Source organism: Thermodesulfomicrobium sp. WS (genome assembly GCF_027925145.1).
GTDB lineage: Bacteria > Desulfobacterota > Desulfovibrionia > Desulfovibrionales > Desulfomicrobiaceae > Thermodesulfomicrobium.
Genome location: NZ_AP027130.1, coordinates 1560258 through 1583566, shown reverse-complemented (window position 1 = coordinate 1583566; position 23309 = coordinate 1560258). Strand labels below are relative to the sequence as shown.

The 23309-nt window shown below is 62.6% G+C and carries 22 protein-coding genes; 12 read left to right on the top strand and 10 right to left on the bottom strand.

Going from position 1 to position 23309, the window contains the following annotated elements; translation table 11 throughout:
• Positions 1-6 precede the first annotated feature (6 nt).
• The 4 genes from QMF81_RS07590 (at position 7) to QMF81_RS07575 (ending at position 6060) form a co-directional block, all read left to right on the top strand.
• Positions 7-684: a transposase gene (locus QMF81_RS07590; protein WP_281750171.1), complete on the top strand. Its 678-nt coding sequence runs from the start codon at positions 7-9 to the stop codon at positions 682-684.
• Positions 684-3905 (top strand): type I restriction endonuclease subunit R, encoded by a 3222-nt coding sequence (locus QMF81_RS07585; RefSeq protein ID WP_281750169.1) that lies wholly within the window; start codon positions 684-686, stop codon positions 3903-3905. The genes QMF81_RS07590 and QMF81_RS07585 overlap by 1 nt, the downstream gene beginning before the upstream one ends.
• 249 nt (positions 3906-4154) lie before the next feature.
• Positions 4155-4433: a 30S ribosomal protein S20 gene (gene rpsT, locus QMF81_RS07580; protein WP_281750168.1), complete on the top strand. Its 279-nt coding sequence runs from the start codon at positions 4155-4157 to the stop codon at positions 4431-4433.
• Positions 4434-4521: 88 nt separating this feature from the next.
• Positions 4522-6060 (top strand): FAD-dependent protein, encoded by a 1539-nt coding sequence (locus QMF81_RS07575; protein ID WP_281750167.1) that lies wholly within the window; start codon positions 4522-4524, stop codon positions 6058-6060.
• Between the two features lie 46 nt (positions 6061-6106).
• Here the strand turns inward: QMF81_RS07575 and QMF81_RS07570 are convergent, their stop codons facing one another.
• From QMF81_RS07570 to QMF81_RS07530, 9 genes are read right to left on the bottom strand one after another with little or no spacing between them, the layout of a single operon-like run.
• A complete protein-coding gene (locus tag QMF81_RS07570; RefSeq protein WP_281750166.1) occupies positions 6107-6658 on the bottom strand; it encodes a hypothetical protein in 552 nt (183 codons plus the stop codon).
• A gap of 11 nt (positions 6659-6669) precedes the next feature.
• On the bottom strand, positions 6670-7650 hold the full coding sequence (gene glpX, locus QMF81_RS07565) for a class II fructose-bisphosphatase (protein WP_281750165.1): 981 nt from the start codon (positions 7648-7650) through the stop codon (positions 6670-6672).
• An 11-nt stretch (positions 7651-7661) separates the two neighbouring features.
• A complete protein-coding gene (tkt, locus tag QMF81_RS07560; protein WP_281750164.1) occupies positions 7662-9650 on the bottom strand; it encodes a transketolase in 1989 nt (662 codons plus the stop codon).
• Between the two features lie 17 nt (positions 9651-9667).
• The gene (gene rpiB / locus QMF81_RS07555; RefSeq protein ID WP_281750163.1) at positions 9668-10108 is read right to left on the bottom strand and encodes a ribose 5-phosphate isomerase B; all 441 of its coding nucleotides are present in this window, start codon (positions 10106-10108) and stop codon (positions 9668-9670) included.
• 4 nt (positions 10109-10112) lie between these two features.
• Entirely contained in the window at positions 10113-10439 is a 327-nt protein-coding gene (locus tag QMF81_RS07550; RefSeq protein ID WP_281750162.1) for a hypothetical protein, read from the bottom strand.
• A complete protein-coding gene (locus QMF81_RS07545; protein ID WP_281750161.1) occupies positions 10436-11161 on the bottom strand; it encodes a hypothetical protein in 726 nt (241 codons plus the stop codon). The genes QMF81_RS07550 and QMF81_RS07545 overlap by 4 nt, the downstream gene beginning before the upstream one ends.
• Positions 11158-12837 carry a tetratricopeptide repeat protein gene (locus tag QMF81_RS07540; RefSeq protein ID WP_281750160.1) on the bottom strand — a complete coding sequence of 560 codons (1680 nt, stop codon included), beginning with the start codon at positions 12835-12837 and terminating at the stop codon, positions 11158-11160. Before QMF81_RS07540 ends, QMF81_RS07545 begins: the two co-directional genes overlap by 4 nt.
• Complete coding sequence (locus tag QMF81_RS07535) at positions 12834-13589, bottom strand: hypothetical protein (RefSeq protein WP_281750159.1); 756 nt, start codon at positions 13587-13589, stop codon at positions 12834-12836. The genes QMF81_RS07540 and QMF81_RS07535 overlap by 4 nt, the downstream gene beginning before the upstream one ends.
• Positions 13576-14610 (bottom strand): RNA polymerase factor sigma-32, encoded by a 1035-nt coding sequence (locus QMF81_RS07530; RefSeq protein ID WP_281750158.1) that lies wholly within the window; start codon positions 14608-14610, stop codon positions 13576-13578. The genes QMF81_RS07535 and QMF81_RS07530 overlap by 14 nt, the downstream gene beginning before the upstream one ends.
• 200 nt (positions 14611-14810) lie before the next feature.
• On the opposite strand from QMF81_RS07530, the gene QMF81_RS07525 reads away from it, so the two are divergent.
• The 8 genes from QMF81_RS07525 (at position 14811) to QMF81_RS07490 (ending at position 22698) form a co-directional block, all read left to right on the top strand.
• Positions 14811-17228, top strand: coding sequence for a homocysteine S-methyltransferase family protein (locus QMF81_RS07525; RefSeq protein WP_281750157.1), 2418 nt, complete (start codon positions 14811-14813; stop codon positions 17226-17228).
• Positions 17229-17241: 13 nt separating this feature from the next.
• Positions 17242-17706 (top strand): N-acetyltransferase, encoded by a 465-nt coding sequence (locus QMF81_RS07520; RefSeq protein WP_281750155.1) that lies wholly within the window; start codon positions 17242-17244, stop codon positions 17704-17706.
• Positions 17707-17720: 14 nt separating this feature from the next.
• Positions 17721-18248 carry a hypoxanthine phosphoribosyltransferase gene (gene hpt / locus QMF81_RS07515; protein WP_281750153.1) on the top strand — a complete coding sequence of 176 codons (528 nt, stop codon included), beginning with the start codon at positions 17721-17723 and terminating at the stop codon, positions 18246-18248.
• Positions 18249-18250: 2 nt separating this feature from the next.
• On the top strand, positions 18251-19096 hold the full coding sequence (locus tag QMF81_RS07510) for a DUF3426 domain-containing protein (RefSeq protein ID WP_281750152.1): 846 nt from the start codon (positions 18251-18253) through the stop codon (positions 19094-19096).
• Between the two features lie 209 nt (positions 19097-19305).
• Entirely contained in the window at positions 19306-19800 is a 495-nt protein-coding gene (locus tag QMF81_RS07505) for a rubrerythrin family protein (RefSeq protein WP_281750151.1), read from the top strand.
• 134 nt (positions 19801-19934) lie between these two features.
• Entirely contained in the window at positions 19935-21254 is a 1320-nt protein-coding gene (radA, locus tag QMF81_RS07500) for a DNA repair protein RadA (RefSeq protein WP_281750150.1), read from the top strand.
• A 138-nt stretch (positions 21255-21392) separates the two neighbouring features.
• Positions 21393-22166, top strand: a complete 774-nt coding sequence (locus QMF81_RS07495) for a sulfite exporter TauE/SafE family protein (protein WP_281750149.1) — start codon at positions 21393-21395, stop codon at positions 22164-22166.
• A 316-nt stretch (positions 22167-22482) separates the two neighbouring features.
• The gene (locus QMF81_RS07490) at positions 22483-22698 is read left to right on the top strand and encodes a hypothetical protein (RefSeq protein ID WP_281750147.1); all 216 of its coding nucleotides are present in this window, start codon (positions 22483-22485) and stop codon (positions 22696-22698) included.
• Here QMF81_RS07490 and QMF81_RS07485 read toward each other — a convergent pair.
• The gene (locus tag QMF81_RS07485; protein ID WP_281750146.1) at positions 22651-23295 is read right to left on the bottom strand and encodes a 16S rRNA (guanine(527)-N(7))-methyltransferase RsmG; all 645 of its coding nucleotides are present in this window, start codon (positions 23293-23295) and stop codon (positions 22651-22653) included. The two genes, QMF81_RS07490 and QMF81_RS07485, sit on opposite strands and share 48 nt — an antisense overlap.
• Between the last annotated feature and the right edge of the window lie 14 nt (positions 23296-23309).

Sequence of the window (23309 nt, the reverse complement as noted above, 5' to 3'; positions counted from 1 at the left end):
CTGGTGATGACGGGCCATGTCAGCGGGCCAGCGGCCGGTCGCTTTGGAAACCGTCGCTCTATCCGCCTGAAGGGCTACGATTACACCCAGCCGGGCGCGTATTTCGTGACGATCTGCACGCAGGATCGGCAATGCCTGTTCGGTGAAGTGGTGGAGGGAGGGATGCTGCTGAACGATGCTGGAAATATCGTCGAGACCGAATGGCGATCCTTGCCGCAACGTTTTCCAGGCATCCAAACCGATGCATTTGTCGTCATGCCCAATCATATCCACGGCGTCATTCTCGTAGGGGCGCGATTTATCGCGCCCATGCGGGTCAATCCCGGCACGATAAATCGCAATGAGGGCACGATAAATCGCAATGAGGGCACGATAAATCGCAATGAGGGCGCGATAAATCGCAATGAGGGCGCGATAAATCGCAATGAGGGCGCGATAAATCGCGCCCCTACGTTGGGGGATATTGTGCGGGCGTTCAAGGCTGTGACGTCTCGGCGAATCCGGCAGCAAGGCAGCACAGCTTTCGCCTGGCAGCGCAATTATTACGAGCACATCATTCGCAATGAGCAGACGCTCGTCCGCGTTCGTGAATATATCGCCAACAACCCGCGACAATGGGCGCTGGATTCGGAGAATCCAGCGGTTGGATCGCGTTGGATGGCGCCCGGATCAGGAGAACGGTAATGGCATTTTTGTCCGAAGCCGACGTCGAACAAGCGCTGCTCGATCAGCTTGGCGCACTCGGTTACCATATCGAAGGCGAGGAGGACATCGGCCCCGATGGCACGCACCCCGAGCGCGAGAGCTATCAGGATGTGGTGCTGAAAGGGCGGCTGGAAGAAGCAGTCGCGCGCTTGAATCCCGGAATGCCGGAGGAGGCGCGCCAGGAGGCCGTCCGCAAGGTGACGCACGCCGAGCTGCCGAATCTGCTCGAAGAAAACCGCCGCCTGCATAAGCTCATGACCGAAGGCGTGGATGTGGAGTACCACGCCGCCGACGGCACACTCGCCGCGGGCAAGGTGTGGTTGATCAATTTCGAGCGCCCGGAGGCTAATGATTGGCTGGCGGTGCGCCAGTTTGTGGTGATCAATGGCCCGCACAAGCGCCGCGCCGATGTGGTGGTGTTCGTCAATGGCCTGCCGCTCGCGGTGATCGAACTCAAGGCGCCCGGCGTGGAGCAGGCCACCCTGGTGGGCGCGTTCAACCAGTTGCAGACCTACAAACGGGAGATTGCCCCGCTCTTTCACACCAACGCGTTGCTCGTGGCCTCCGACGGCATCGCGGCGCGGGTGGGGTCGCTCTCGGCCGACTTCGAGCGCTTCATGCCGTGGCGCACCACCGATGGCGCAGCCATTGCACCCAAGGGCGCGCCGGAGCTGCCCACCTTGATCGAGGGCGTGTTCGAACGGCAGCGGCTGCTCGAGCTCCTCCGCGATTTCACCGTCTTCGGGCAGACGGGCGCGGGGCTCGTCAAGATCATTGCCGGCTACCACCAGTTCCACGCGGTCAAAAAGGCGGTGGAGCAGACGCTGCGCGCATTGCCGCCGAAGGACGTGGCACGGGAGGACCCGGCGCGCTATGGGCTGCCCTCGGCGCGCGCGCAAAAGCCGGGGGATCGCCGCGTCGGGGTGATCTGGCACACGCAGGGGTCGGGCAAGAGCCTGTTGATGGCCTTTTACGCGGGGCGCTTGGTCAAGCACCCTCTGCTCGAAAACCCGACGCTGGTGGTGATCACCGATCGTAACGATCTGGACGACCAGCTCTTTGCCACCTTCTCCATGTGCCGCGACCTGATCCGCCAGACGCCGGTGCAGGCGCAAAGCCGCGAGGATGTGCAACGGCTGCTCGACCGCGTGGCGGGCGGGGTGATCTTTACCACGTTGCAGAAGTTCGGCGAGATCGACGGGCCACTGACCACCCGGCGCAACGTGGTGGTGATCGCCGACGAGGCGCACCGCAGCCAGTACGGCTTCAAGGCCAAGCTGGATGCCAAGACGGGCGAGATTGCTTACGGCTTTGCCAAGTATCTGCGCGATGCCCTGCCCAATGCCTCGTTCATCGGCTTTACCGGCACGCCGATCGAGGCTGACGATAAGAACACGCCAGCCGTCTTTGGCAATTACATCGACATCTACGACATCAGCCGCGCGGTCGAGGACGGCGCGACGGTGCCGATCTACTACGAATCGCGCCTGGCGCGCATCGAACTCGACGAGGACGAAAAGCCGAAGATCGACGCCGAGATCGAGGAGGTGCTGGAGGACGAGGAAGAGCCCACGCGCGAGCGCATCAAGCAGAAGTGGGCGACGGTGGAAGCGCTGGTCGGCAGCGACAAGCGCCTGGCGCAGGTGGCCCAAGACATCGTGCAGCACTTCGAGGCGCGCGTGGCCGCGCTCGATGGCAAGGCGATGATCGTCTGCATGAGCCGGCGCATCTGTGTCAAGCTCTACGACGCGATCGTGCGGCTGCGCCCGCAGTGGCACAGCGACGACGATGCCCAGGGCGCGATCAAGATCGTGATGACCGGCGCAGCGAGCGATCCACCCGAGTGGCAAAAGCACATCGGCAACAAGGCGCGGCGCGACCTGCTGGCCCGCCGCGCCCGCGACCCGAACGATCCGTTGAAGCTCGTGATCGTGCGCGATATGTGGCTCACCGGCTTCGATGCACCCTGCATGCATACGATGTATGTGGACAAACCGATGCGCGGCCACGGGCTGATGCAGGCGATTGCCCGCGTCAACCGCGTATTCCGCGACAAGCCCGCGGGGCTCGTTGTGGACTACATCGGCATCGCGCAGAACCTGAAAAACGCACTCGCCCAATATTCGCCGCGCGACCGCGCGCAGACCGGCATCGACGAGGCCGAGGCGGTGGCAGTGCTGCTCGAGAAGCTCGAAATCGTGCGCGCCATGTTCCATGGCTTCGATTACCGCGCGGCGCTCGATGGTTCGCCCCAAGAGCGGCTCTCGATGATGGCTGGCGCCATCGAGTGGATCCTCGATAAGCAGCAGCAATGGGCGGCGCAGGAATCGACGCCGGATGGCAAGAAGGCGGCGCACCGGCGCTTTTCGGACGCGGTGCTCGCGCTTACCAAGGCCTACGCGCTGGCGGCTGCGAGCGATGAGGCCCAGGCGGTGCGCGAGGAAGTGGGGTTCTTTCAGGCGATCCGCGCCGCGCTCATCAAGAGCAGCACCGGCTCCGGCGTGACCCAGCAAGCGCGCGAGTTGGCGATCCAGCAAATCGTCAGCCGCGCGGTGGTCTCTACCGAGATCGTGGACATCCTTCAGGCCGCGGGCATCAAGAGTCCGGACATTTCCATCCTCTCGGACGAGTTCCTCGCCGAAGTTGCGCAGATGGAGAAGAAGAACCTGGCGCTGGAGGCTTTGAAGAAGCTCATCAACGACAGCATCCGTTCGCGCGCTAAGACCAATGTCGTCGAGACGCGGGCGTTTTCCGAGCGGCTGCAAGATGCCGTGGCGCGCTATCACGCCAACGCCATCACTACGGCCGAAGTGTTGCAGGAGCTGATCCAGCTGGCCCGCGACATTCGGGCTGCCCGCCAGCGCGGCGAGGAGCGCGGATTATCGGACGAGGAAATCGCCTTCTACGATGCGTTGGCCGAGAACGAGTCCGCCGTGCAGGTGATGGGCGACGCGAAGCTGCGCGTGATCGCCCACGAACTGCTCATGAGCCTGAAGGAGAACATCACCGTCGACTGGGCGCACCGCGAATCGGCCCGCGCGCGGCTCCGGGTGCTGGTCAAGCGCATCCTGCGCAAATACGGCTATCCGCCCGACCTGCAGGACGCCGCGGTGCAGACGGTGCTGGCGCAGGCCGAGGCGCTGTCGGCCGTGTGGAGCTTGCATGCTGGGACGTCTGAGCGAATTGTTCGCGTGCCATGATGCCTTTTCTGGCTGCATGCGCTTTCTACGGAAAGTGAGGCAAGAATGACGATACGGAGGGCGCAGGCAAGGGCCAAGGCAGGGATGGCAGGAAGAATTGACGACATGGCTGCCGCACGTGATTTTTTTGCGTTCAGCTGGTACAATCATGCCGGATACTCGCTTGACAAGCGGCGATGGGAATCGGTAACGAACGTCGCTGCAGAGACATCCAGCTGACGGAACTTCCATCCAGCAAGGAGAATGAACTTGGCGAATCACAAATCAGCCCTCAAGCGGCATCGTCAAAGCCTCAAGCGCAATGAGCGCAACCGCATGGTAAAAACCCGGGTGAAGAATGCCATCAAGGCAGTCCGCAAGGCCGTGGAGGCCGGGGATCTGGACGCTGCCCAGACCCTGCTGCGGACCGCCACCTCGGTGTTGGACCGCGCGGCGAGCAAGAAAGTGCTGCATTGGCGTACCGCTGCACGCAAGATTTCGCGGCTTTCCATGGCCGTGAACAAGGCGGCTACGGCTCCGACCAACTAAAGGCCGCTGGGACGCGTGATCATAGGCCTGCCCTCCTCTCGGGACAGGCCTTTTTTATTGTGGCGCTGCTACCCAAGAAGGACGTGCCATGCCCATCGTGGAAATTCGTCTCACTCCAGAAGAATTGGGAGACCTCTCGCACATCCAGACTTTGGCCTGTGAGGCGGCCGGGGTGGCGGTATCGACTCCGGTGGAGATCGTGCGCCGCTCCTTGGATTGCCGAGGCCGTCGGCCGCGCTACGTGCTGCGTGTGCAGGTGGGAGACCCGCCAGTGGCGGAGCCGTCGCGTGCCTTTGCGCCCAAGCCTCCCACCGGTGCGCCGGTGCTCATCGTCGGTGCCGGACCGGGCGGATACTTTGCCGCCCTGGGATTGCTCGAGGCGGGGATTCGTCCCATCGTGCTCGAGCGCGGCCGGGACGTACGCAGCCGGCGTCGCGATCTCAAGCCGCTGTTTACCCAAGGGAGAGTGGATCCCCATTCCAACTATTGTTTTGGCGAGGGTGGGGCCGGCGCCTATTCCGATGGCAAGCTCTACACGCGGGTGAGCAAACGCGGGGACCCCCGCCGGGTGCTGCGCCTGCTTGTGGAATTCGGCGCATCTGCGGACATCCTGGTGGATGCCCATCCCCATTTGGGCTCCAATATGCTTCCGCGCATTGTGGCCGCCATGCGTGCGGCCATTTGCGCCTTGGGCGGGGAAGTGCATTTTGGCGCGCATGTCACTGGGCTGGTGCGGCGCGGTGATGCGGTCTGCGGGGTTCGGCTCGCCGATGGGAGCACCCTGGAAGGGGGCGGCGTGATCCTTGCGCCCGGCCATTCTGCCCGGGACGTATTTGCCTTTCTACATGCCCAGGGCATTGCCGTGGAGCCCAAACCCTTTGCCCTGGGGGTGCGCATCGAGCACCCGCAAGCCTTGGTGGACCGGATGTTTTATGGAGCTTCTCCCAGACATCCGGGCCTTCCCCCAGCCAGCTACCGCCTCACCCATCAGGCCAAGGAGCGTGGGGTGTTTTCCTTTTGCATGTGCCCTGGGGGGTTCATCGTGCCTGCCGCCACTGCGCCTGGAGAGATCGTCCTCAATGGGATGAGCCTTGCTGCCCGCAGCGCTCCCTTTGCCAATGCCGGGATCGTGGCGGAGGTGCGATTTACCGATGTGCCTCAAGTGGAGGCCGACCCTTTGGCCATGCTGCGCTTCCAGGCCGAGGTAGAGCAGGCCATGTTTGCCGCAGGCGACGGCACGCTCAAGGCCCCGGCGCAGCGGGTGCCGGATTTCCTGCGCGGCGTGGCGGGGGCGCATCCTGGCCGCACCTCGTATGTGCCAGGATGCTTTGCCGCGCCGCTCCACGAACTCCTTCCGCCCTTTGTCACCGCGGCGCTGCGCGAGGCCCTGCGGGCCTGGGAGCGCCGCTTTCCGGGCTTTGCCTCCAGCGAGGCCAAGATCCTGGCCGTGGAATCCCGCACCAGCTCCCCGGTGCGTATCCCCCGGGATGCCGCCACCCACATGCATCCGGCGGCCCCAGGGCTTTTCCCTTGCGGGGAAGGCGCGGGGTATGCCGGCGGCATCGTTTCCGCTGCCCTGGACGGTCTTACTGCAGCGCAGGCCGTAGGGCGGTATCTCAAAAAATAAGGGCCGCCGTGCGCGGGCGGCCCTGGATTTGCGCTCCTCGGGATCTCTAGGCCCGGAAACTGCGGGCAAAGAGGTCGGCAATGGCCTGGCGGCCGCAGTCTTCCAGAAAGCGGGTCCCGGTGCCGCAGAAGTGCTGGGCGGTGATGCGGGGAAGACCGCCGTCTTCCCATTCCTCGCCGTTCCAACGGAACCAGGCGTTCTTGGTCTGGTCGAAGGTGAAGATGGGTTTGTTGCAGATCTTGGCAAACTCGGTGCCCCAGCCGGTGCCGCCGCGCACCGTGCCGTCGGGCATGATGGTCCCCACCACGAACACCTCGTGACCGGAATCGATCTGGTACATGATGGTCTGCAGGATTTTGCGCATGAGTGGGGCGTTGGTGAAGGTGCGTCCCAGGAGTTTGGAGACGTACGAAAGGCTCACGTCCTTGCGCATGAGTTCTTCCGGGGTCAGGACCCTGAGTCCCCGGGAGCGTTCGATCTTGTGACCATCGAAGGTGTAGGTCACTTCCTGCACGCCATATGCCTCGGCCTGGCGGCCGAATTCCGCTTCGGTTCCTGGGGCGCCGCCGCTGAAAAGAGTGTAGGCAGTTGCGTCCATGAGTCCTCCTTTTAGTATCGGATGGAAGAAAAGCGCATGAGCTTGTCCCATTGATGGGTGGAGCTGATGCGACGGATGGTGCCGGTCTTGCCGCGCAGTACCAAGGAGTGGGTGGTGGCGCCGCGGCCGGTGTAGGTCACTCCGGCCAGAAAGGTGCCGCCGGAGATGCCGGTGGCGGCGAAAAAGACGTCTTCGCTCTGCACCAGGGTATCGGTGGTGAGGATCTGCGTGATGTCCACGTCGTACTCCAGGATGCGGCGCCGTTCCATTTCCGATTGCGGATCCAGGCGCCCCAGGATTTCGCCGCCGAGAGCCTTGATGGCGCAGGCGGCAAGCACTCCTTCCGGGGTGCCGCCGGTCCCCATCATGACGTCCACATTGGCCAGCGGGTCCACAGCCATGAGGGCGCCGGCCACATCGCCGTCGGTATGGAGCTGAATGCGGGCGCCGGCATGGCGGATATCCTCGATAAGCTGCTTGTGCCGCGGCTTGTCGAGCACGAAGACCACCAGGTCTTCCACCTTCTTCCCGAGGGCCTTGGCTACTTGGGCGAGATTATGGGCCACGGGCGCGTCCAGATCCACCATGCCCTTGGCTTCGGCCGGCACCACGAGTTTTTGCATGTAGTAGCTGGGCCCGGGATTGTACATGCTGCCCGAAGGCGCTGCCCCCACCACGGCGATGGCGTTGGGTCTGCCGTAGGCCAGAAGGTTGGTGCCCTCCACCGGGTCCACGGCGATGTCCACTGCCGGGCCGCGGCCTGTGCCCACCAGCTCGCCGGTGTAGAGCATGGGGGCTTTGTCTTTTTCCCCTTCGCCGATGATGACGCGGCCAGCGATGTCGAGGGTGCTGAAACACAGGCGCATGGCGTCCACGGCGGCGCGGTCACCTTCTTCCTTGGCGCCTTTGCCAAGCCACCGGCCCGCGGCCAGGGCCGCAGCCTCGGTGACGCGCACCAAATCCAAGGCGAGATTATGTTGTGGGGCTTCCATGGGGCTTTCTCCTAGCGGGTTTCGGCGATGATGCGGGCGAGGTTTTCCGGGGTAAAGCCGTAACGTTCCTGGAGGACTTTGGCCGGGGCCGAGGCGCCGAAATGATCCAGCCCCAGGACGCGGCCATGCGGACCGACATATTTGAACCACGGCGCCGTGCACCCTGCCTCCACGGCGATGCGGCGGGTGATGGTCTCCGGCAGCACCGTGCGGCGATAGTCCTCGGGCTGCTCGTCGAAGAGCTCCACGCAGGGCATGGAGACGACGCGCACGCCGATCTCCGGCACGCGCCTTACCACTTCCACGGCCAGGGACACTTCGGAGCCCGTGGCGATGACGATGACTTCCACGGGGCGGTCGTGGGGCTCCCAAAGGATGTAGCCGCCGCGTGCCACGTGCGCTTCGAACTCTTCCTGCGGGATGTGGTCGAGCACCGGCAGCCCCTGGCGGGTGAAGGCAAAGACCGATGGCCGGGATTTCTGGCGCAGGGCAACGGCCATACAGGCTGCGGTTTCTCGGGCGTCGGCAGGCCGGAAGACGAGCAGGTTGGGGATCAGACGCAGCGACCAGAGGTGCTCCACCGGCTGGTGGGTGGGGCCGTCTTCGCCCACGAAGAAGGAGTCATGGGTAAAGACGTGGAGCACCGGCAGTTCCTGGAGGGCGGACATGCGGATGGCGTTGCGCGCGTAATCCGAGAACACCAGGAAGGTGGCGCCAAAGGGCACGACCCCGCCATGCAGGGCCATGCCGTTGAGCATGGCGGCCATGGGGAATTCGCGCACGCCGAAGCAGATGTTGCGGCCTTTGGGGTTGTCTTGGGCGTGGAAGACGCCGTAGGTGTCCCGGAACTTGGCGGTTTGGTTGGAAGGGTCGAGGTCCGCCGATCCGCCGACGAGCAGGGGAAGCTGGTCGGCAAGGGCCATGAGGCAGGCGCCAAAGGCCTTGCGTGTCGCCACCGAGCCGGAGGCTTCGAAGGTGGGCCACGTCAAGCGGCGCTCCCACACCGGGGTTTGCACCTCGCGCAGGCGCGCAGCGGTCGTGGCGTCGGCCAGGAGGGCGTCGCGGCGGGCGTTCCAGGCAGCGCGCAGGGCGCGAAGTTCGGGGTGGCGGGAACGGAAGTGGGTGACGACTTCTTCGGGGAGGAAGAAGGGGGTTTCTTCAGGGAGTCCCAGGCGGGCCTTGGTGCAGCGCAGTTCGTCTTCCGGCAAGGGGGCGCCGTGGGTATCGGCGCTGCCTTCCATGGTGGCGCATCCCTTGGCCATGGTGGTGTGGCCGATGATGAGCGAGGGCCGGGTGGTTTCGGCTTGGGCCGCGGTGATGGCCGCGGCGATGGCCTGATGGTCGTGCCCGTCGATGTCCTGCACGTGCCAGCCCATGGCGCCAAAAACAGCCGCGTAGTCTGTGGCGTCGCTGCGCTCGGTGGGCCCGGCGAGCTGGATCTTGTTGCTGTCGTAGAAGACGATGAGCCGCCCAAGACCCACGCGTCCGGCCACCGCTGCCGCGCCCAAGGCCACGGGTTCTTGCAGGTCGCCGTCAGAAGCGAGCACGTACGTCCAATGGTTGGTGAAATCGGGGTGGGTGAAGTGGCGCACCACGGCCTCGGCTACGGCCATGCCCACCGCCATGGCAAGACCTTGACCCAGGGGGCCGGTGGTGGCCTCGACGCCGGGGGTGAGCCCGTGCTCCGGGTGTCCGGGAGTGCGGCTGTGCCATTGCCGGAACGCTTTGAGGTCCTCCACGGAAAGGAAGCCGGCGAGGGTGAGCAAGCCATAGAGCAGGGCGGACTCGTGGCCTGCGGAGAGCACAAACCGATCCCGGTTCCACCAGGTGGCGTCGTCCGGATCGAAGTTCAAGAAACGCTGGAAGAGGACGTAGGCAAAGTCCGCTGACGAGAGGGCGCCGCCTGGATGTCCGGACTTGGCCCGGTGGACGGTATCGAGCACCAAACCCTTGAGGACGGACACACAACGAAGATCCAAGGCAGAAGAGGAAGTGGTCATGAGGAAAACCGGTAGGGTTAGAGGGTGGTGGTGAATCGTTCTATGGCTTCGATGCGGCGCAAATGCCGGCCGCCCTCGAAGGCGGTGGACACGAAGACCTCGGCGATGGCCTTGGCGAGATCCACACCGATGATCCGCTCGCCCAGACAGAGCACATTGGCGTTGTTGTGCAGGCGGCTCATGCGCGCCAGGTATTCGTTGGTGCACAGGGCGGCCCGCACGCCGGGGAAGCGATTGGCGGCCATGGACATGCCAACCCCGGAGCCGCATACCAGAATCCCGAGGCAATCGCCGGCTTGCACTTTTTTGGCCACAGCCGCAGCGATGTCCGGGTAGTCGCAACTGGTCTGGCTATGGGTACCCACGTCGTCCACGTGGTGTCCCAAAGATTCCATATGGGCCTTGAGCAGGTTTTTGAGGGCAAAGCCCGCGTGATCGGAACCGAGAACGATATGCATGGGATTACTCACTTTGCGGTGGGACATTCAAGCCTTTTTCCTGGAAAAAGCGCTGTTTTTCCTCGGCAAGCGCGTCTTCCAGATGGCGGATTTCGTCCAGGAGAAAATCCACCTGCCGCAGGGCCAGGGCAACCTCGCCGGAACTGAGGTCCAGGCTGGAGCCGGCCTTCCACGTGGTGTGCGCAGTTTTGCCCACCTGCAGGTATTCCTCGTGGAGGCGTTTGCGCAAGCCTGCGATTTCCCGCTGGCGCATCCAGGCGATGAGGGTCCAATGGGTCTGGGCCCAGAGCAGGCGCAGCCCCTTGAGGATGGTGGTGAGGACGTCGTTCATGGCATCTCCTTGGAAGGTAGTGGTTCCCGCCGTGCCGAGGCCGGGACGGTCAGAGGGGCAGGCAACGGCGTATGGGATACGAGGTCTTTGACGCGGAGGACGGCGCTTCCCTCTGGGGAAGCAAAATGCAACCGGGTGAAGCGCTGGGTTTGCGGCTCCAGGGCCCCAGCCTCCAGGGTCAGCCCGTCGTGGCCTTCGGCGTACACCTGCGAGCCGTCCAAGGCCATGCGCAGACGTTGGAAGGGCCCCGATGCCAGGAGGAATTCCATCCCTCCGTCGCGGTGGTGCGCGCGCAGAAAAGTATCCGGGAGCACGGATCCCCAATCGCCCTGGAGGAGCCGGGCAAGCTGGGCAAGGGTCAGGGGCAGGGGGATGCCTTGGGCAGGAAGCACTGCGCGCGGGTCATGGGATATGTAGAGCACGTTGCGCTCCGGAACGTACACCTGCACGTGGTTCGGGGTTTCTTCCACCAAGGCCAAGACCGAGCCCACCGAGGAGCTGATGGTGAGCAGCAGACGTTCTTGGGGATCTCCGGTCAGCTCCACCAGTACCCGGCCCGCAGTGGTGGGGGTGTTCACATGGACGGAAAGATGGGCGGAAAAGGAGACCGCCGTCGGCGGGTGCAGGCGCAGCCAAAGACGGGTCGCCGCCTCGTGGTCTTGCGGGGTCAGCCGGGGTGCGCAGCCCACCAGCAGACAGACGATCACCACTGCCCATCTCATCGGGGCCCTCCGCCAAGGGCGCGGAGCTTGGCATGAATGGCCTTTGCATTTTTGGACTGCAGGCGCAGCGCCTGGGTGTACCCGTGCCGCGCCTGGGGGTACAGACCCAGGGCAGCGGCGATATCCCCGTAATGCTCCCAGATGATGGGGTCATCCACCACGGCCACTGCCCGCTGGATCTCCGTCCAAGCGAGCTTGAGGCGGCCTTGGCGGAACAGCACCCAGGCGAGGGAATCCAGAAAATAGCCATTGGTGGGTTCCTGCGCCAGGGCGGAACGGATGAGCTTTTCCGCCCGCTCCAAGTCCCGGCCTTCTTCAGCCAGGCTGTAGCCCACGTAGTTGAGCGCGTCGGCATGATCGGAATGGGTGGCGATGAGGCGCTCCATGACCTCCATGGCCTCGGCCTTGCGCCCGCTTTCGTCCAGAAGCATGCCGAGGCGGTAGAGGAGTTGGGGCGAGTCGGGCGCCTGCTCAAGGCCGCGGCGCAAAACTTCTTCTGCTTCCTGTACGTTTTGGGCGTCTTCGAGGATATTGGCCAAGATGACCCGGAGGCTGGGCTCTTGAGGAAAGCGGCGTACGGCATCGCGGGCTTGGGCCTCGGCTTCGTCCACCTTGCCCATGTCCTGAAGGATGAGCAGGCGCAGCGAGACCGTCCGCACGCCCAGAGGGCCGTCTTCCGGGATGGGGGCGAGAATTTCCAGGGCATGGGCGTGGTTACGGCGTTTGGCCTCCAAGAAGCCCCAGGTGAGCCGGACCTCCGGGGATGGCTCCCCCTGCGAGATGATGGATTCGAGCAAGGTGGCGGCGTGGTCGAACAGCTCCTGATCGATGAGAAAATGCACCCCATCGAGGATCGTCTCCTGGGAGGGCATGGTCTCGAGAAAGACCGCCAGCCCCTTATCCGGATTTTTGAGCCGTACGTTGAGCTCGAGAAGGTGCATGACCAAGGGATCGCCGCCTTTGCCGAGGCGCACGAGTTCACTCAGGATGCGTTCGGCCTCTTGGAGATTGCCTTGGCGCTCATAGGCAAGGGCCATCTCGATCCAGATTTCTTCCGCATCTGGGTTGAGCCCCGCGGCTTCTTCCAGCTGGACGATGCCTTTGCTGATCTGACCCTGGCGGATCAAGGCCTTGCCCTGGAGAAAATAATAGCGGGCGTCGCGTTTGTCCCGGGGAATCGGGGCGAGGATTTCGATCGCCTTGCGGGGCTGAGCGGCATCGAGAAAGTGCGCTGCTGCCTGGGTCCGCACTTCGACATCGTCAGGATGCAGAGCGAGGTATTCACTCAGGGTGAGGGCCGCGTCCTCGTGGCGCCCCCGGGTGGCCAGGGCCCGGGCCTGGGCCATGCGTACATTACGGCTTTGGGGATAGCGTTGCACTGCTTCAGCCAAGGCGTTCAATGCCTCGGCAAAGCGATTCAGACGCCAGGCGAGGGTAGCGAACTCCAGGTAGAGTTCTTCCGTCGGTTGGGAGTCGATGAGCTCCCGCAAAACCTCCATGGCCTTCTCCGGCTGGCCGTCTTGGACCAATCGATCCGCCAAAAGGAGGCGGTAGATGGATTGCGCCTCGGCGGACATGGGGGCGGGAGGCAGCGGCGGCAGCGATGCGCGGGGGCTGCAGGCGCTTGCAGTCAACAGTGTCATCAGGAGGGCAGGCAGAGACGAACGAAGATTCACGATGCTCTTCCACAATAGTGTTGGATTTTTTGATACAAATGCTTGCCCATGACGAGGCCCAGGTCGATGAATTCCGGGCCATAGATCTGTCCGGTGGGGGTGCGGAACGTGTCGCGGATGGATTCGATGACTTGGAGACCTGCGGGAAAGCGGTCCGCAATCTGGCAGATGTCCCATTCTTGATAGTTGCAGATCTCCCACAGTGTGGTGACGAAATTGTCCGGGCCCCAGCGGAATTTGTCCGCGTCATAGAGGGCGCCGGCCACGATGCGCGCTGCTTCATCCAGCGGCAGGGGAACGTCGCAAAAGGCTTCGTGGCAGCGGATGGCCTCGGCCACCATGGTGCGGTGCTCGTCCGTGAGGGGGTAATCCCGCAAGATCACGTGCGCGAGGTCTGCCCCGCGATGGGCGTGATCGCCTTCCAGGCGGCAGGTGTCGTGCAGGAGTCCTGCCAAAATCGCCAGTAATCCCAAGTGTCTGGCCTCCATGATGCCGAGCGGCAGCCCTTCGGCCAAGGCAATGGCCCCGGCTTCGATGGCCACTTTCTTGGCGTGGGTGGTGCCGTGCCCGTAGCGGTCGTTGAGGAACGGCAGCACATCGTCCTGGCAGCGCAGCGCCAGGGGATGGGTGAAAAAGGTCTCCCGCGCCCAGGCGAGTTCTGCCTCAAAATCCCGGTAAAACGTCGGGGGGCTTTCGGGCAGGAGCGCGGCGCTCTCGGTTTTGAGACGCGCTAAGATGTCATCGCGATTCATGGATCCACTCTTCGGAAAAATCGTGGATGGTCTGCTGCATGCGTTCTTTGATCTTTTGCAGCAAACGGGCCTCGATTTGTCGCACCCGTTCCCGGGTGATTCCGTATTTTTCACCGATTTCCCGAAGGGTTACCGGTGTTTCTGCCAGCAGCCGCGATTCGAGGATGTCCCGCTCCTTGTCGTTGAGCTCTGCCTTGAGCGCTTCGATGTTGTGCAGCAAGAGCTCGCTCATTTCCTCACTGGCCATGCGGTCTTCCACGTGGGCTTCCAGGGCGGGGATGAAGTCCAGCGGGGTGGAGTCGGAGTCGTCGCCGACCTGCATGTCCAAGGAGAGGTCGTTTTGTCCGAGCCGTTGGCCCATTTCCACGATGTCCGCTTCCGAGACCTGGAGGTTTTTGGCCATGGTGCTGGTGTCGGGGTCATAGCCCAGGGATTGGAGGCGCTGCCGCTCTTTGCTCAAATTATAGAACAACTTGCGCTGGGCCTGGGTGGTGCCAATTTTGACCATGCGCCAATTGTCCATGATGAACTTGAGAATGTACGCCTTGATCCAAAAAGCGGCGTAGTAGGAAAACTTGATGCCCTTGTCGGGATCGAATTTTTGCACGGCCTTGATGAGCCCGATGTTGCCCTCCTGGATGAGGTCGAGGACGTTTTTCATCCAGCGGCGCTGAAAGTCCATGGCAATGCGCACCACCAGCCGGAGATTGGCGGTGATGAGGGTGAAGGCGGCTTTTTCGTCGTGTTCGTCGCGGTAGCGCCGGGCGAGTTCGAATTCTTCTTCCGGAGTGAGTGGCTGGAACTTTTTGATTTCTTGCAGGTAGAGCGCCAGCGGATCAAGGGCGCGATCCCGGGGCACGAGAGCACTTGGGGAAAGCAGCGCAAGCTCTCCCTGGGGAAACGGGTCCGTGTGCTCCTCCATGGCATCGGTGTCCTCGATGGATTCTTCCACCAAGGAGTCCACGAGGATTTCCGGGTCGGCGATTTCGACGATTTCGGGCTCGGTGACCTGAGTGCTCATGATGATCCACGAAGTGGGTCGGGTTGGGGTGCGCGGCAAAAGCCAATCATCCGCAAGAGCGCGGCAAATGGCAAGGCCCGAAATGCCCTCTTGTGGGAGAGCGGGGCGTTTGCTGTTTGTGTTTTGGCGCGTTTTTCCCTAGCGTTGCGCCGCTTTTTCGGCAGATGCCTTTTCGGAAAAATTTGTGTGCGAGGTTTGGCATGCACGCCTTTCGGAAACGACTGAGTGTCCCCCGCCCCATTGTCTTCGATGGAGGCATGGGCAGCCTGCTCCAGGCCAGGGGCTTGCAACCCGGGCAGTCGCCCGAGATTTTTGGTCTTGCCCACCCGGATGTGGTGCAGTCCATCCACCGGGAGTACGCCGCCAGCGGGGCAGAGGTGGTGACCACCAATACCTTTGGTGCGAGCAGATTCAAGCTGCCTGCTGGCATCTCGGTGCGGGATGCCAACGCCCGTTTGGCGGCCATGGCCCGCTGTGCCGTCGGGGATGGGGTATTCGTGGCGGGCAGCGTCGGCCCCACCGGGACCATGATCGCACCGCTGGGCCCCACGCCCTTTCGGGAGGTGGTGGCCGCGTTTCGGGAGCAGATTGAGGGGCTGGTGGACGGTGGGGTGGACTTCATCTTGGCGGAGACGCAGTTCGACCTGGCCGAGGCGCGGGCGGTGGTGGTGGCTGCGCGGGAAGTCACGGATCTGCCGGTGGGCGTGTCCATGACTTTTGAAGACGGGGTGAGCCTGACCGGCACCACTCCCGAGGTCTTTGCCCATACCATGAACGCCATGGGTGTGGATTTGCTGGGCTCCAACTGCAGCGCCGGCCCCGAAGCCCTGGTGGCCGTAGCCCGACGCCTTCTGCAGGTGGCGGCCATGCCGGTACTCATCGAGCCCAATGCGGGCTTGCCCGAGTTGGTGGACGGCACCACGGTGTTTCGGCTGGCTCCCAGCCCTTTTGCCGAGGCGCTGGCGCCCTTGGCCGAGGAAGGCATCCTGGCCTTGGGCGGTTGCTGTGGCACGACCCCGGCGCATATCCAAGCTCTTGCTCGCGCACTTGCCGGGTGCACGGTATCTCGGCCCAGGGTGCGTCCCCGTCTTGCCGTGACCTCACGGGCCGAGGCCGTGGTGGTGGACCTGGAAAGCCCCTGCCGCATCATCGGCGAACGCATCAACCCCACAGGCAAGGCGGATCTTACGGCGGACCTGCAAAGCGGCGCTGTTGGACGCGCTGTGGCCCTGGCGGAAGCGCAGGTGGATCAGGGGGCGGATATCCTCGATATCAACGTGGGAGCCCCCATGGTGAACGAGGAATGGATGCTGCCTGCTGTGGTGGAGGCGGTGTCGCGTCGCTTGCCCACGCCGCTGTGTCTTGACTCCAGCAATGCCGAAGCCCTGCGTCGGGGCTTGGAGAGCTATCCCGCCTCGCCGCTCATCAACTCCATCAGCGGCGAGCCCGGGCGCATGGAGCTTTTGGCGCCCCTGTGCCGGGACTTTGGCGCGCCGTGTATCCTCTTGCCGCTGCAGGGCAAAAAGCTGCCCGTGGAGGCGGCGGACCGCATCGCCATCATCGACGCCTTGCTGGAAAAAGCCATGGCCCTGGGGCTTCCCCGGCATCTTATCCTCGTGGACGCCCTGGCGCTCACGGTGTCTTCCAAGCCGCAGGCCGCCCGGGCCTGCCTGGAGGTCATTGCCCATTGCCGGCGTTTGGGCCTTCCGTGCACCTTGGGCCTTTCCAATATCTCTTTTGGGCTCCCGGCCCGGGAACTGGTCAACGCCGCATTCCTCACCATGGCGTTGGGGGCGGGGCTTGCTTCGTGTATCGCCAACCCGGGAAGCGCTCGCTTGCAGGAGGCCCTGGCCGCTTCAGAGGTGCTCTTGGGCCGCGACGCGCAAGCAGGACGCTTCATTGAGCGCTACGCCGCTTGGCAGCCTGGAAGCGGAGCGGCTGCCCCTTCCCCGGAAGGCGCCCTCAAGGGCGATGGCGCCGATGGCTTGACGCCGGTGGGCCAGGCCATTGTGCAGGGCAAAAGCGAGACCATCGCCTCGCTTTTGCTTTCCCGCATCGACGCAGGCGCCGATCCCTTTGCCCTGGTGCACGAGGAGATGATCCCCGCCATCATGCGGGTGGGAGAAAAATACGAGCGCAAGGAATATTTCCTGCCGCAATTGTTGCAGTCCGCGGAGACCATGCAAACGGGCTTTGCCGCCATCCGGCACTTGCTCACCCAGGACGCCGGCGCCACCAAAGGTATCGTGGTCATGGCCACCGTGGAAGGAGACATCCATGACATCGGCAAAAATATCGTGTGCCTTATGCTGCGCAACCATGGCTATACGGTCATCGACCTTGGAAAAGACGTTCCGGCCCAGCGTATCGTGGACGCGGCGCAAGAACATGGCGCCCACATCATTGGGCTTTCCGCGCTCATGACCACAACGATGGTGCGTATGGAAGATACGGTGCGTTTAGTGCGCGAGCGCGGACTCAACCTCCGCATTATGGTCGGCGGCGCCGTGGTGACCCAAAGCTTTGCGGACCGCATCGGCGCTGATGGCTATAGCGCCGACGCCGTTGCCGCAGTGCGCTTGGCTGATGCGCTCATGGCTTCCTTCTCGAAGGCATAAGGAGAATTGTACTATGGCATTTGTTTTGCGCAAGGCAAAAATGGTGGATGTGCGTACCATTCATCGCCTGCTTATGGAATGCGCATCCAAGAAATTGCTTTTGCCGCGGAGCTATACGGAAATATATGCGCATCTTCGGGACTTCATCGTCGCGGAGGACGATGCAACGGCCGCGGTCGTGGGATGTTGCGCCTTGTCCATCACTTGGGAAGGGCTGGCGGAAGTGCGTTCCCTCGTGGTCGCGGAGGCGGCCCAGGGGCGGGGAATCGGTCGGCGGCTGGTGGAGGCATGCGTGAGCGACGCCCTGACTTTTGGTATTTACAAGGTGTTTACCCTCACGTATCAAGTAGATTTCTTTCGCAAGCTCGGATTTCAGGAAGTGAGCAAGGATGTGCTCCCGCAAAAGGTGTGGGCAGACTGTATCAAGTGTCCACAATTTCCGGAATGCGATGAAACTGCGATGATGATCGAACTCTAAATTGGGAGAAGATTATGGAATTTCGAGAAATATTTTCCCGCGCTCAAATCGATGCGCGCGTTCGCCATTTGGGAAAGGAAATTTCCGAATATTACGGTGATGAACCGCTGGTGTGTGTATGCGTTCTCAAGGGTGCGTATGCTTTTTTTACTGATTTGATGCGTAACCTTACTATTCATCCTCTGATGGATTTTGTGCGGCTTTCCAGTTACGCAGATCAAACATCGCGTCAGTCTCGCATGGTTTTTTCCAAGGATATGGAAATCGACATCAAGGATAAACATGTCCTCATCGTCGAAGATATTGTGGACACAGGCCATTCCATGCGGTTTTTGCGCAAAGTCTTGGAGGCCAGATCCCCTCGTTCGGTGCGCATTGCGGCCATGGTGGACAAGCAGGAGCGCCGTGAGGTGGATGTGACCGTGGATTATGTGGGATTTCCCTTGCAAAAGGGCTTTATCGTGGGCTATGGCCTCGACTATGCGGAACGATTTCGGGAGCTGGATGGAATTTACGAGTTGATCTTGCCGGAAACGAGGTGAGCATGATTGTTCAATGCCCCAATTGCGGCACCAAGTACAACCTGCCGGAGGAGCGCATCAAGCCGGAAGGCGCCAAGGTGCGCTGCACCCGGTGTACGCATGTGTTCCAGGTGCAAGCCCCCCTGTCGGAAGATGCCGCCCTGGAGCAGCTCTTGGAAAACAAGGCGGCTGCCGCGGCGCGCGTGGAGGGCGAAGCGCATCGACAAGTCCTCAAAGACCTGGAAGGGACCTTCCAGCCTCCGCTCTTGGGCGAGGAAGGCAAGCCCCGTCTGGAGCTGAATCCCGCACCCAAGCCTTCCGGGAAACGCTCCCCGTGGCTTTGGGTGGGCGTCTTCGGGGTACTGGCAGCCCTGGCGGTAGGTGCGGTTTTTGTCCTGCGGCCGTCGTGGATTCCGTGGCTGGCGCCCAAACCGAGCGCCGAGGTATCCACCACGCGGCCGGGGGCATTCACCGAGGAAGTGGCGCGCATCGTGCTCGAGAACGTGCGCCAATATTTCGTGAACAATGAAAAAGAAGGCCAGCTGTTCGTCATCGAAGGTCAGGCCGTCAACCGCTTTGCCGAGCCGCGGGAACTCATCAAGCTCAAGGCGGCGCTGTTCAATGCCCAGGGCGCGGCGGTGGCCACCCAGGAGTTTTTGGCCGGCAACACGGTCAGCCTCTACCAACTCCAGGTGGCCTCGCGCCAGGAAATCGAAACCGCCCTTGGGGCCAAGGTGGGGATCCTCACCAATAATACCAATGTGCAGCCCGGCCGAGGGGTACCCTTCATGGTCGTCTTCTTCGGCGTCCCTGCTGGGGTGCAGGAATTTGGCCTCGAGGTCATTCAGGCCAAGACCCCGCCGCAATAACCCGTGTTGCCGCAGGCTCGTGCCAATGGATGAGGCCGCCTTGAGCGGCCTCATTTACTTTTGATGGTCTGGCCGGTGCGGATATGGGGGCCAGCCGCCGGAATACGGTTGCCTTCCGAGTTGCGTGAATCATAGAGGTTTTTGGGACTTGCCTTGATTGAGGAAACTTTATAGAGAAAAATTATTAATAACTAACAAGGAGGGAACTCATGAGTAAGACGATGGAAAATTTGAAGACCGCCTTCGCTGGTGAATCTCAGGCCAACCGGAAGTATCTCGCCTTTGCCAAGAAGGCGGAAGAAGAAGGGCTTACCCAGGTAGCCAAGCTTTTTCGTGCCGCGGCCGAGGCGGAGACCATCCATGCCCATGCCCACCTGCGCCTCATGAAGGGCATTGGCACCACGGCGGAAAACCTCAAGGAGGCCGTGGCAGGGGAGACCTACGAGTTCAAGTCCATGTATCCGGCCATGATCGAGGACGCCAAGGCGGAAGGGGACAAGGCGGCGCAGCGCTACTTCGAGTTCGCCAACAAGGCGGAGGAGTGCCATGCGCAGTTGTACACCAAGGCAGCGCAGATGATGGCGGACCTGCCGGCGGTGGACTATTATGTATGCAGCGTCTGCGGCCATATCCACGAGGGCGAGCCCACGGAAAAATGCCCCATTTGCGGGGCCGCGCCCAAGGCATACTATCGGGTGCAGTAGGGGCTTGGGGCGGCACCACCCCACACGACGGACGGGAAACCGTCCGTTTTTGTTGTTCGACACAGCGTATCCGTCTGCAGCGCGCGGTTGCCTGCCGCTTTCGCCCTCGGTAGGACACAGAGACGGAGGCATCCATGAAGAAAAGCACGCGTTTTGTCTGCTCGAGCTGTGGGAGTTTGCATCCCCGCTGGCAGGGACAATGCCCAAGCTGCGGGGCCTGGAATACGTTGGTGGAGGAATCGCCGACCTCGCGGGGCCGCAGTGTCCCTGTGGATCTGCGCGAGGTGGACGCCGGCGCTGGGGGGCGGCAGTCCACGGGAATCCCTGCCGTGGATGTGCTCTTGGGCGGCGGCCTGGTGCCGGGAGCGGTGATTCTCCTTGGCGGAGACCCTGGGGTGGGCAAATCCACCCTGCTTTTGCAAGTGGCCGGGGCCATGGAGGCCTCGGGAAGGCCGGTGCTCTACGCCTCCGGTGAGGAATCCCTGGGCCAACTCAAGGTGCGCGCCGCCCGTCTTGGGCTTTTGCAGCGCTCGCTGCGCGCCCTGGCCACGAGCCAGGTGGAAGACATCACCGCCCACATGGCGGGCATGGGCTTGGTGGTGGTGGACTCGGTGCAGACCTTGGTGTCCGCGCGCACGGAAGGGCTGCCGGGGTCCGTCAATCAGGTGCGGGCGGTGGCCACCTGTTTGACCGAGGCGGCCAAGGCCCTGGCCGTACCCGTGGTGCTCGTGGGCCACGTGACCAAGGACGGACAGCTGGCGGGTCCCAAGCTTTTGGAACACATGGTGGACACCGTGCTCTCCTTGGAAGGCGACGGCGAGCGGCTGTTCCGGGTGCTGCGGGTCATCAAGAACCGCTTTGGCCCGGCCAACGAGCTGGTGGTGTTCGAGATGCGCGGAGAAGGCATGCGCGTGGTGGACGATCCCTCCACCTTCTTCTTGGAAGCGCGCGATACCGCCAGCAGCGGCACGGCCCTGGTGTTGGCCATGGAATCCGGCCGGCCCTTTGTGGTGGAGGTCCAAGCCCTGGCCACGCGCACCTTCTTGGCCTTTCCGCGGCGCACCGCCCTGGGCTTCGATACCAACCGCTTGAATCTCCTGGTGGCCGTCATGGAAAAGCGGCTGCGGGTGAACCTGGGGCAGATGGATATCTACGCCAAGGTGGGCGGGGGGCTGCGCATGAAGGATCCTGGTTTGGATTTGGGCGTGGTGGCGGCTATCTTGTCCTCCGTGGCGGACCGGCCGCTTCCGGACGACGCCGTTTTTTGGGGGGAGGTGGATTTGAACGGCGGCATCCGCCCCGCAAGCGGCCATGAGGTCCGCATGCGTCAGGCCATGCAATTGGGCTACCGGCCTGTGCACCCCAAAATCGGGGGCAAGGGCTGGGCAAATCTCCCCGAACTGCAGGCATTCCTCGCCAAGGCCTCCCGGCGGCTGCCGCGGAAAGCAGAATAGTATGCTGTCGCACGGCAGCGGGGCCGGACAGACGGCTTGGCGGACGAAGGCCCCCGGCTCTGCTGGCTGCGGGGGCATCTGCCCAGGGAATGCTGGTGCATATTGTGGAGAACACAACACGCCGTTGTGGAGTATTGCATGGAGATACTGATCGTGTCCGCGGTCGCCCTGGCCGCTTCCGGGCTGACGCTTTTTTCTGGATTTGGCTTGGGGACCCTTTTGATGCCGGTGGTGGCGCTCTTTTTTCCGGTCGAGATGGCCATTGCCATAACCGCCATAGTGCATCTGGCCAACAATCTCTTCAAGTTAGCCTTGCTCGGCAAGAAGGCAAATGCATCCATATTGATGCGTTTTGGGATCCCCGCAGTGGTGTGCGCTTTTCTCGGCGCAGGGCTTCTCGGGTGGCTTGCGGATGTTCCCCCCATTTTGCAGTACACGGCCTTGGGGGCGGTGCGTACGGTTTCGCCCATCAAGCTTGTGGTGGGGATACTCATTATGCTGTTTGTGGCCCTGGAGTTGTCGCCGCGTTTTTCTTCCCTTGCTCTTCCTGCGAAGTATCTTCCGTACGGGGGGATGGTCAGCGGTTTTTTTGGCGGGCTCTCCGGGCATCAAGGCGCCTTCCGGAGTATGTTCCTCTTGAAGGCCGGATTGGACAAGGAACCCTTCGTCGCCACGGGGGTGGTACTTGCCGTTATGGTGGATATTTCCCGAATGCTTGTGTATGGGTTTGAAATTTTCGAAAATCAACAAAGCATACGCTGGGATTTGGTAATTTTTGCGAGTATTGCTGCGTTCGCTGGTGCTTTTGTTGGTTCGAGGATGCTCAAAAAAGTAACGCTTCGGTCTGTGCAGATTTTGGTTGCTCTCTTTTTGAGTATTGTATCTATAGGGTTTGTTTTTGGTATTTTATAATGTTTATTGCATTGAGGATGGGGTATTACGTGGATGCAGGGTGGATTCCATGGCCACGGAATGCTCGTGCTTTTGATTTCCGTGATTGTCCCGATCTGGAAAATTGTTTCCAACGCAGGCTATTCCGGGGCCTGGTCTTTTGCCTGGAGTCGGTGGCCTTTGGAGCAAAACCGGGGAGGTAACGCCTCGGATTGAGCGTGGACGGCGAATCAGCGGCACGTCTGGTCGTACGGTCAATGCGCTGTGGCGCGGGCGGCGGTGTGGACCTTTGACGCCTCCTGCGCCCTGTGGCAGGGGCCCAGGGCCGGAGGGACGTATGCTCAATGAACGATTTTTGGCGGACTTGGAGGACTATATCCGTTCAGGCCGCCTGGAAGAGGACTATGGCTACAGCGCCGAGGACCGCAAGATGGAGATCCTCGACTTTTTGGAGCGGCTCATGGACCTGGCCGAAGAGGCCGACCGGGTGGCCACGCGGCTGCTTTTACCCAAGATTTCCGCCTTCGTGCCCCCGCCAGGTCACGAGGAGTAATTGCTGACGCTGGGCGCGCGCGGTGTAGGTGTGGGTATGGGCAAGCACATAGTCGTTGGGCAGTGTGAGGTTCTGGCGCGTCATCAGGAGGAGCGTGCCGCCTGGGCGCAGGACGCTGCGGGCTGCGGCGAGCAGCTCGGGCGGCGGTAAAAAGGCGCGGGCAAGCACCAGGTCCGCGTGGCGGAGTTCCGGGGGCAGTTCTTCCATGCGGCAGGCCGCCACCTTTGTGCGGGAAAGCCCGAGCTCCACCACGGCCTGGCGCAGAAACACGCTGCGTTTGTGGCGCGGCTCCACCAGGACGTACGTCCCTTGGTCCCAAAAGAGACGCAGCGGGATGCCGGGGAGTCCGGCGCCGGCGCCGAGATCCAGAGTAAGCCGGGGAGACTGGTCCCAGCGGTGCAGGACGTCCGCCACATGCCAGGAGTCCTGCGCCAATTCCAGCATGGCGCGCCAGTGGCGGGCCCCCACGAGGTTCATGCGCGTGTTCCAGAGCGACAAAAGGGAAAGGTAGCGGGCAAGGCCCTGGGCTTCCTGCTGCGTGAGCTGCCGCCCCAGGGCGCGGGCCGCGGACTCTATTTCGGGCAGGGGGATGGACATGGGCTTTACCTCGG

Coding starts and splice junctions, on each gene's coding strand:
- radA (WP_281750150.1), top strand. CDS start 19,935: ATGAAGAAAAGCACGCGTTTTGTCTGCTCGAGCTGTGGGAGTTTGCAT.
- QMF81_RS07520 (WP_281750155.1), top strand. CDS start 17,242: ATGGCATTTGTTTTGCGCAAGGCAAAAATGGTGGATGTGCGTACCATT.
- glpX (WP_281750165.1), bottom strand. CDS start 7,650: ATGGAAGCCCCACAACATAATCTCGCCTTGGATTTGGTGCGCGTCACC.
- QMF81_RS07545 (WP_281750161.1), bottom strand. CDS start 11,161: ATGAGATGGGCAGTGGTGATCGTCTGTCTGCTGGTGGGCTGCGCACCC.
- QMF81_RS07490 (WP_281750147.1), top strand. CDS start 22,483: ATGCTCAATGAACGATTTTTGGCGGACTTGGAGGACTATATCCGTTCA.
- hpt (WP_281750153.1), top strand. CDS start 17,721: ATGGAATTTCGAGAAATATTTTCCCGCGCTCAAATCGATGCGCGCGTT.
- QMF81_RS07550 (WP_281750162.1), bottom strand. CDS start 10,439: ATGAACGACGTCCTCACCACCATCCTCAAGGGGCTGCGCCTGCTCTGG.
- QMF81_RS07585 (WP_281750169.1), top strand. CDS start 684: ATGGCATTTTTGTCCGAAGCCGACGTCGAACAAGCGCTGCTCGATCAG.
- tkt (WP_281750164.1), bottom strand. CDS start 9,650: ATGACCACTTCCTCTTCTGCCTTGGATCTTCGTTGTGTGTCCGTCCTC.
- QMF81_RS07505 (WP_281750151.1), top strand. CDS start 19,306: ATGAGTAAGACGATGGAAAATTTGAAGACCGCCTTCGCTGGTGAATCT.
- QMF81_RS07510 (WP_281750152.1), top strand. CDS start 18,251: ATGATTGTTCAATGCCCCAATTGCGGCACCAAGTACAACCTGCCGGAG.
- QMF81_RS07530 (WP_281750158.1), bottom strand. CDS start 14,610: ATGAGCACTCAGGTCACCGAGCCCGAAATCGTCGAAATCGCCGACCCG.
- rpiB (WP_281750163.1), bottom strand. CDS start 10,108: ATGCATATCGTTCTCGGTTCCGATCACGCGGGCTTTGCCCTCAAAAAC.
- QMF81_RS07525 (WP_281750157.1), top strand. CDS start 14,811: ATGCACGCCTTTCGGAAACGACTGAGTGTCCCCCGCCCCATTGTCTTC.
- QMF81_RS07485 (WP_281750146.1), bottom strand. CDS start 23,295: ATGTCCATCCCCCTGCCCGAAATAGAGTCCGCGGCCCGCGCCCTGGGG.
- QMF81_RS07570 (WP_281750166.1), bottom strand. CDS start 6,658: ATGGACGCAACTGCCTACACTCTTTTCAGCGGCGGCGCCCCAGGAACC.
- QMF81_RS07590 (WP_281750171.1), top strand. CDS start 7: ATGACGGGCCATGTCAGCGGGCCAGCGGCCGGTCGCTTTGGAAACCGT.
- QMF81_RS07495 (WP_281750149.1), top strand. CDS start 21,393: ATGGAGATACTGATCGTGTCCGCGGTCGCCCTGGCCGCTTCCGGGCTG.
- QMF81_RS07575 (WP_281750167.1), top strand. CDS start 4,522: ATGCCCATCGTGGAAATTCGTCTCACTCCAGAAGAATTGGGAGACCTC.
- QMF81_RS07535 (WP_281750159.1), bottom strand. CDS start 13,589: ATGAATCGCGATGACATCTTAGCGCGTCTCAAAACCGAGAGCGCCGCG.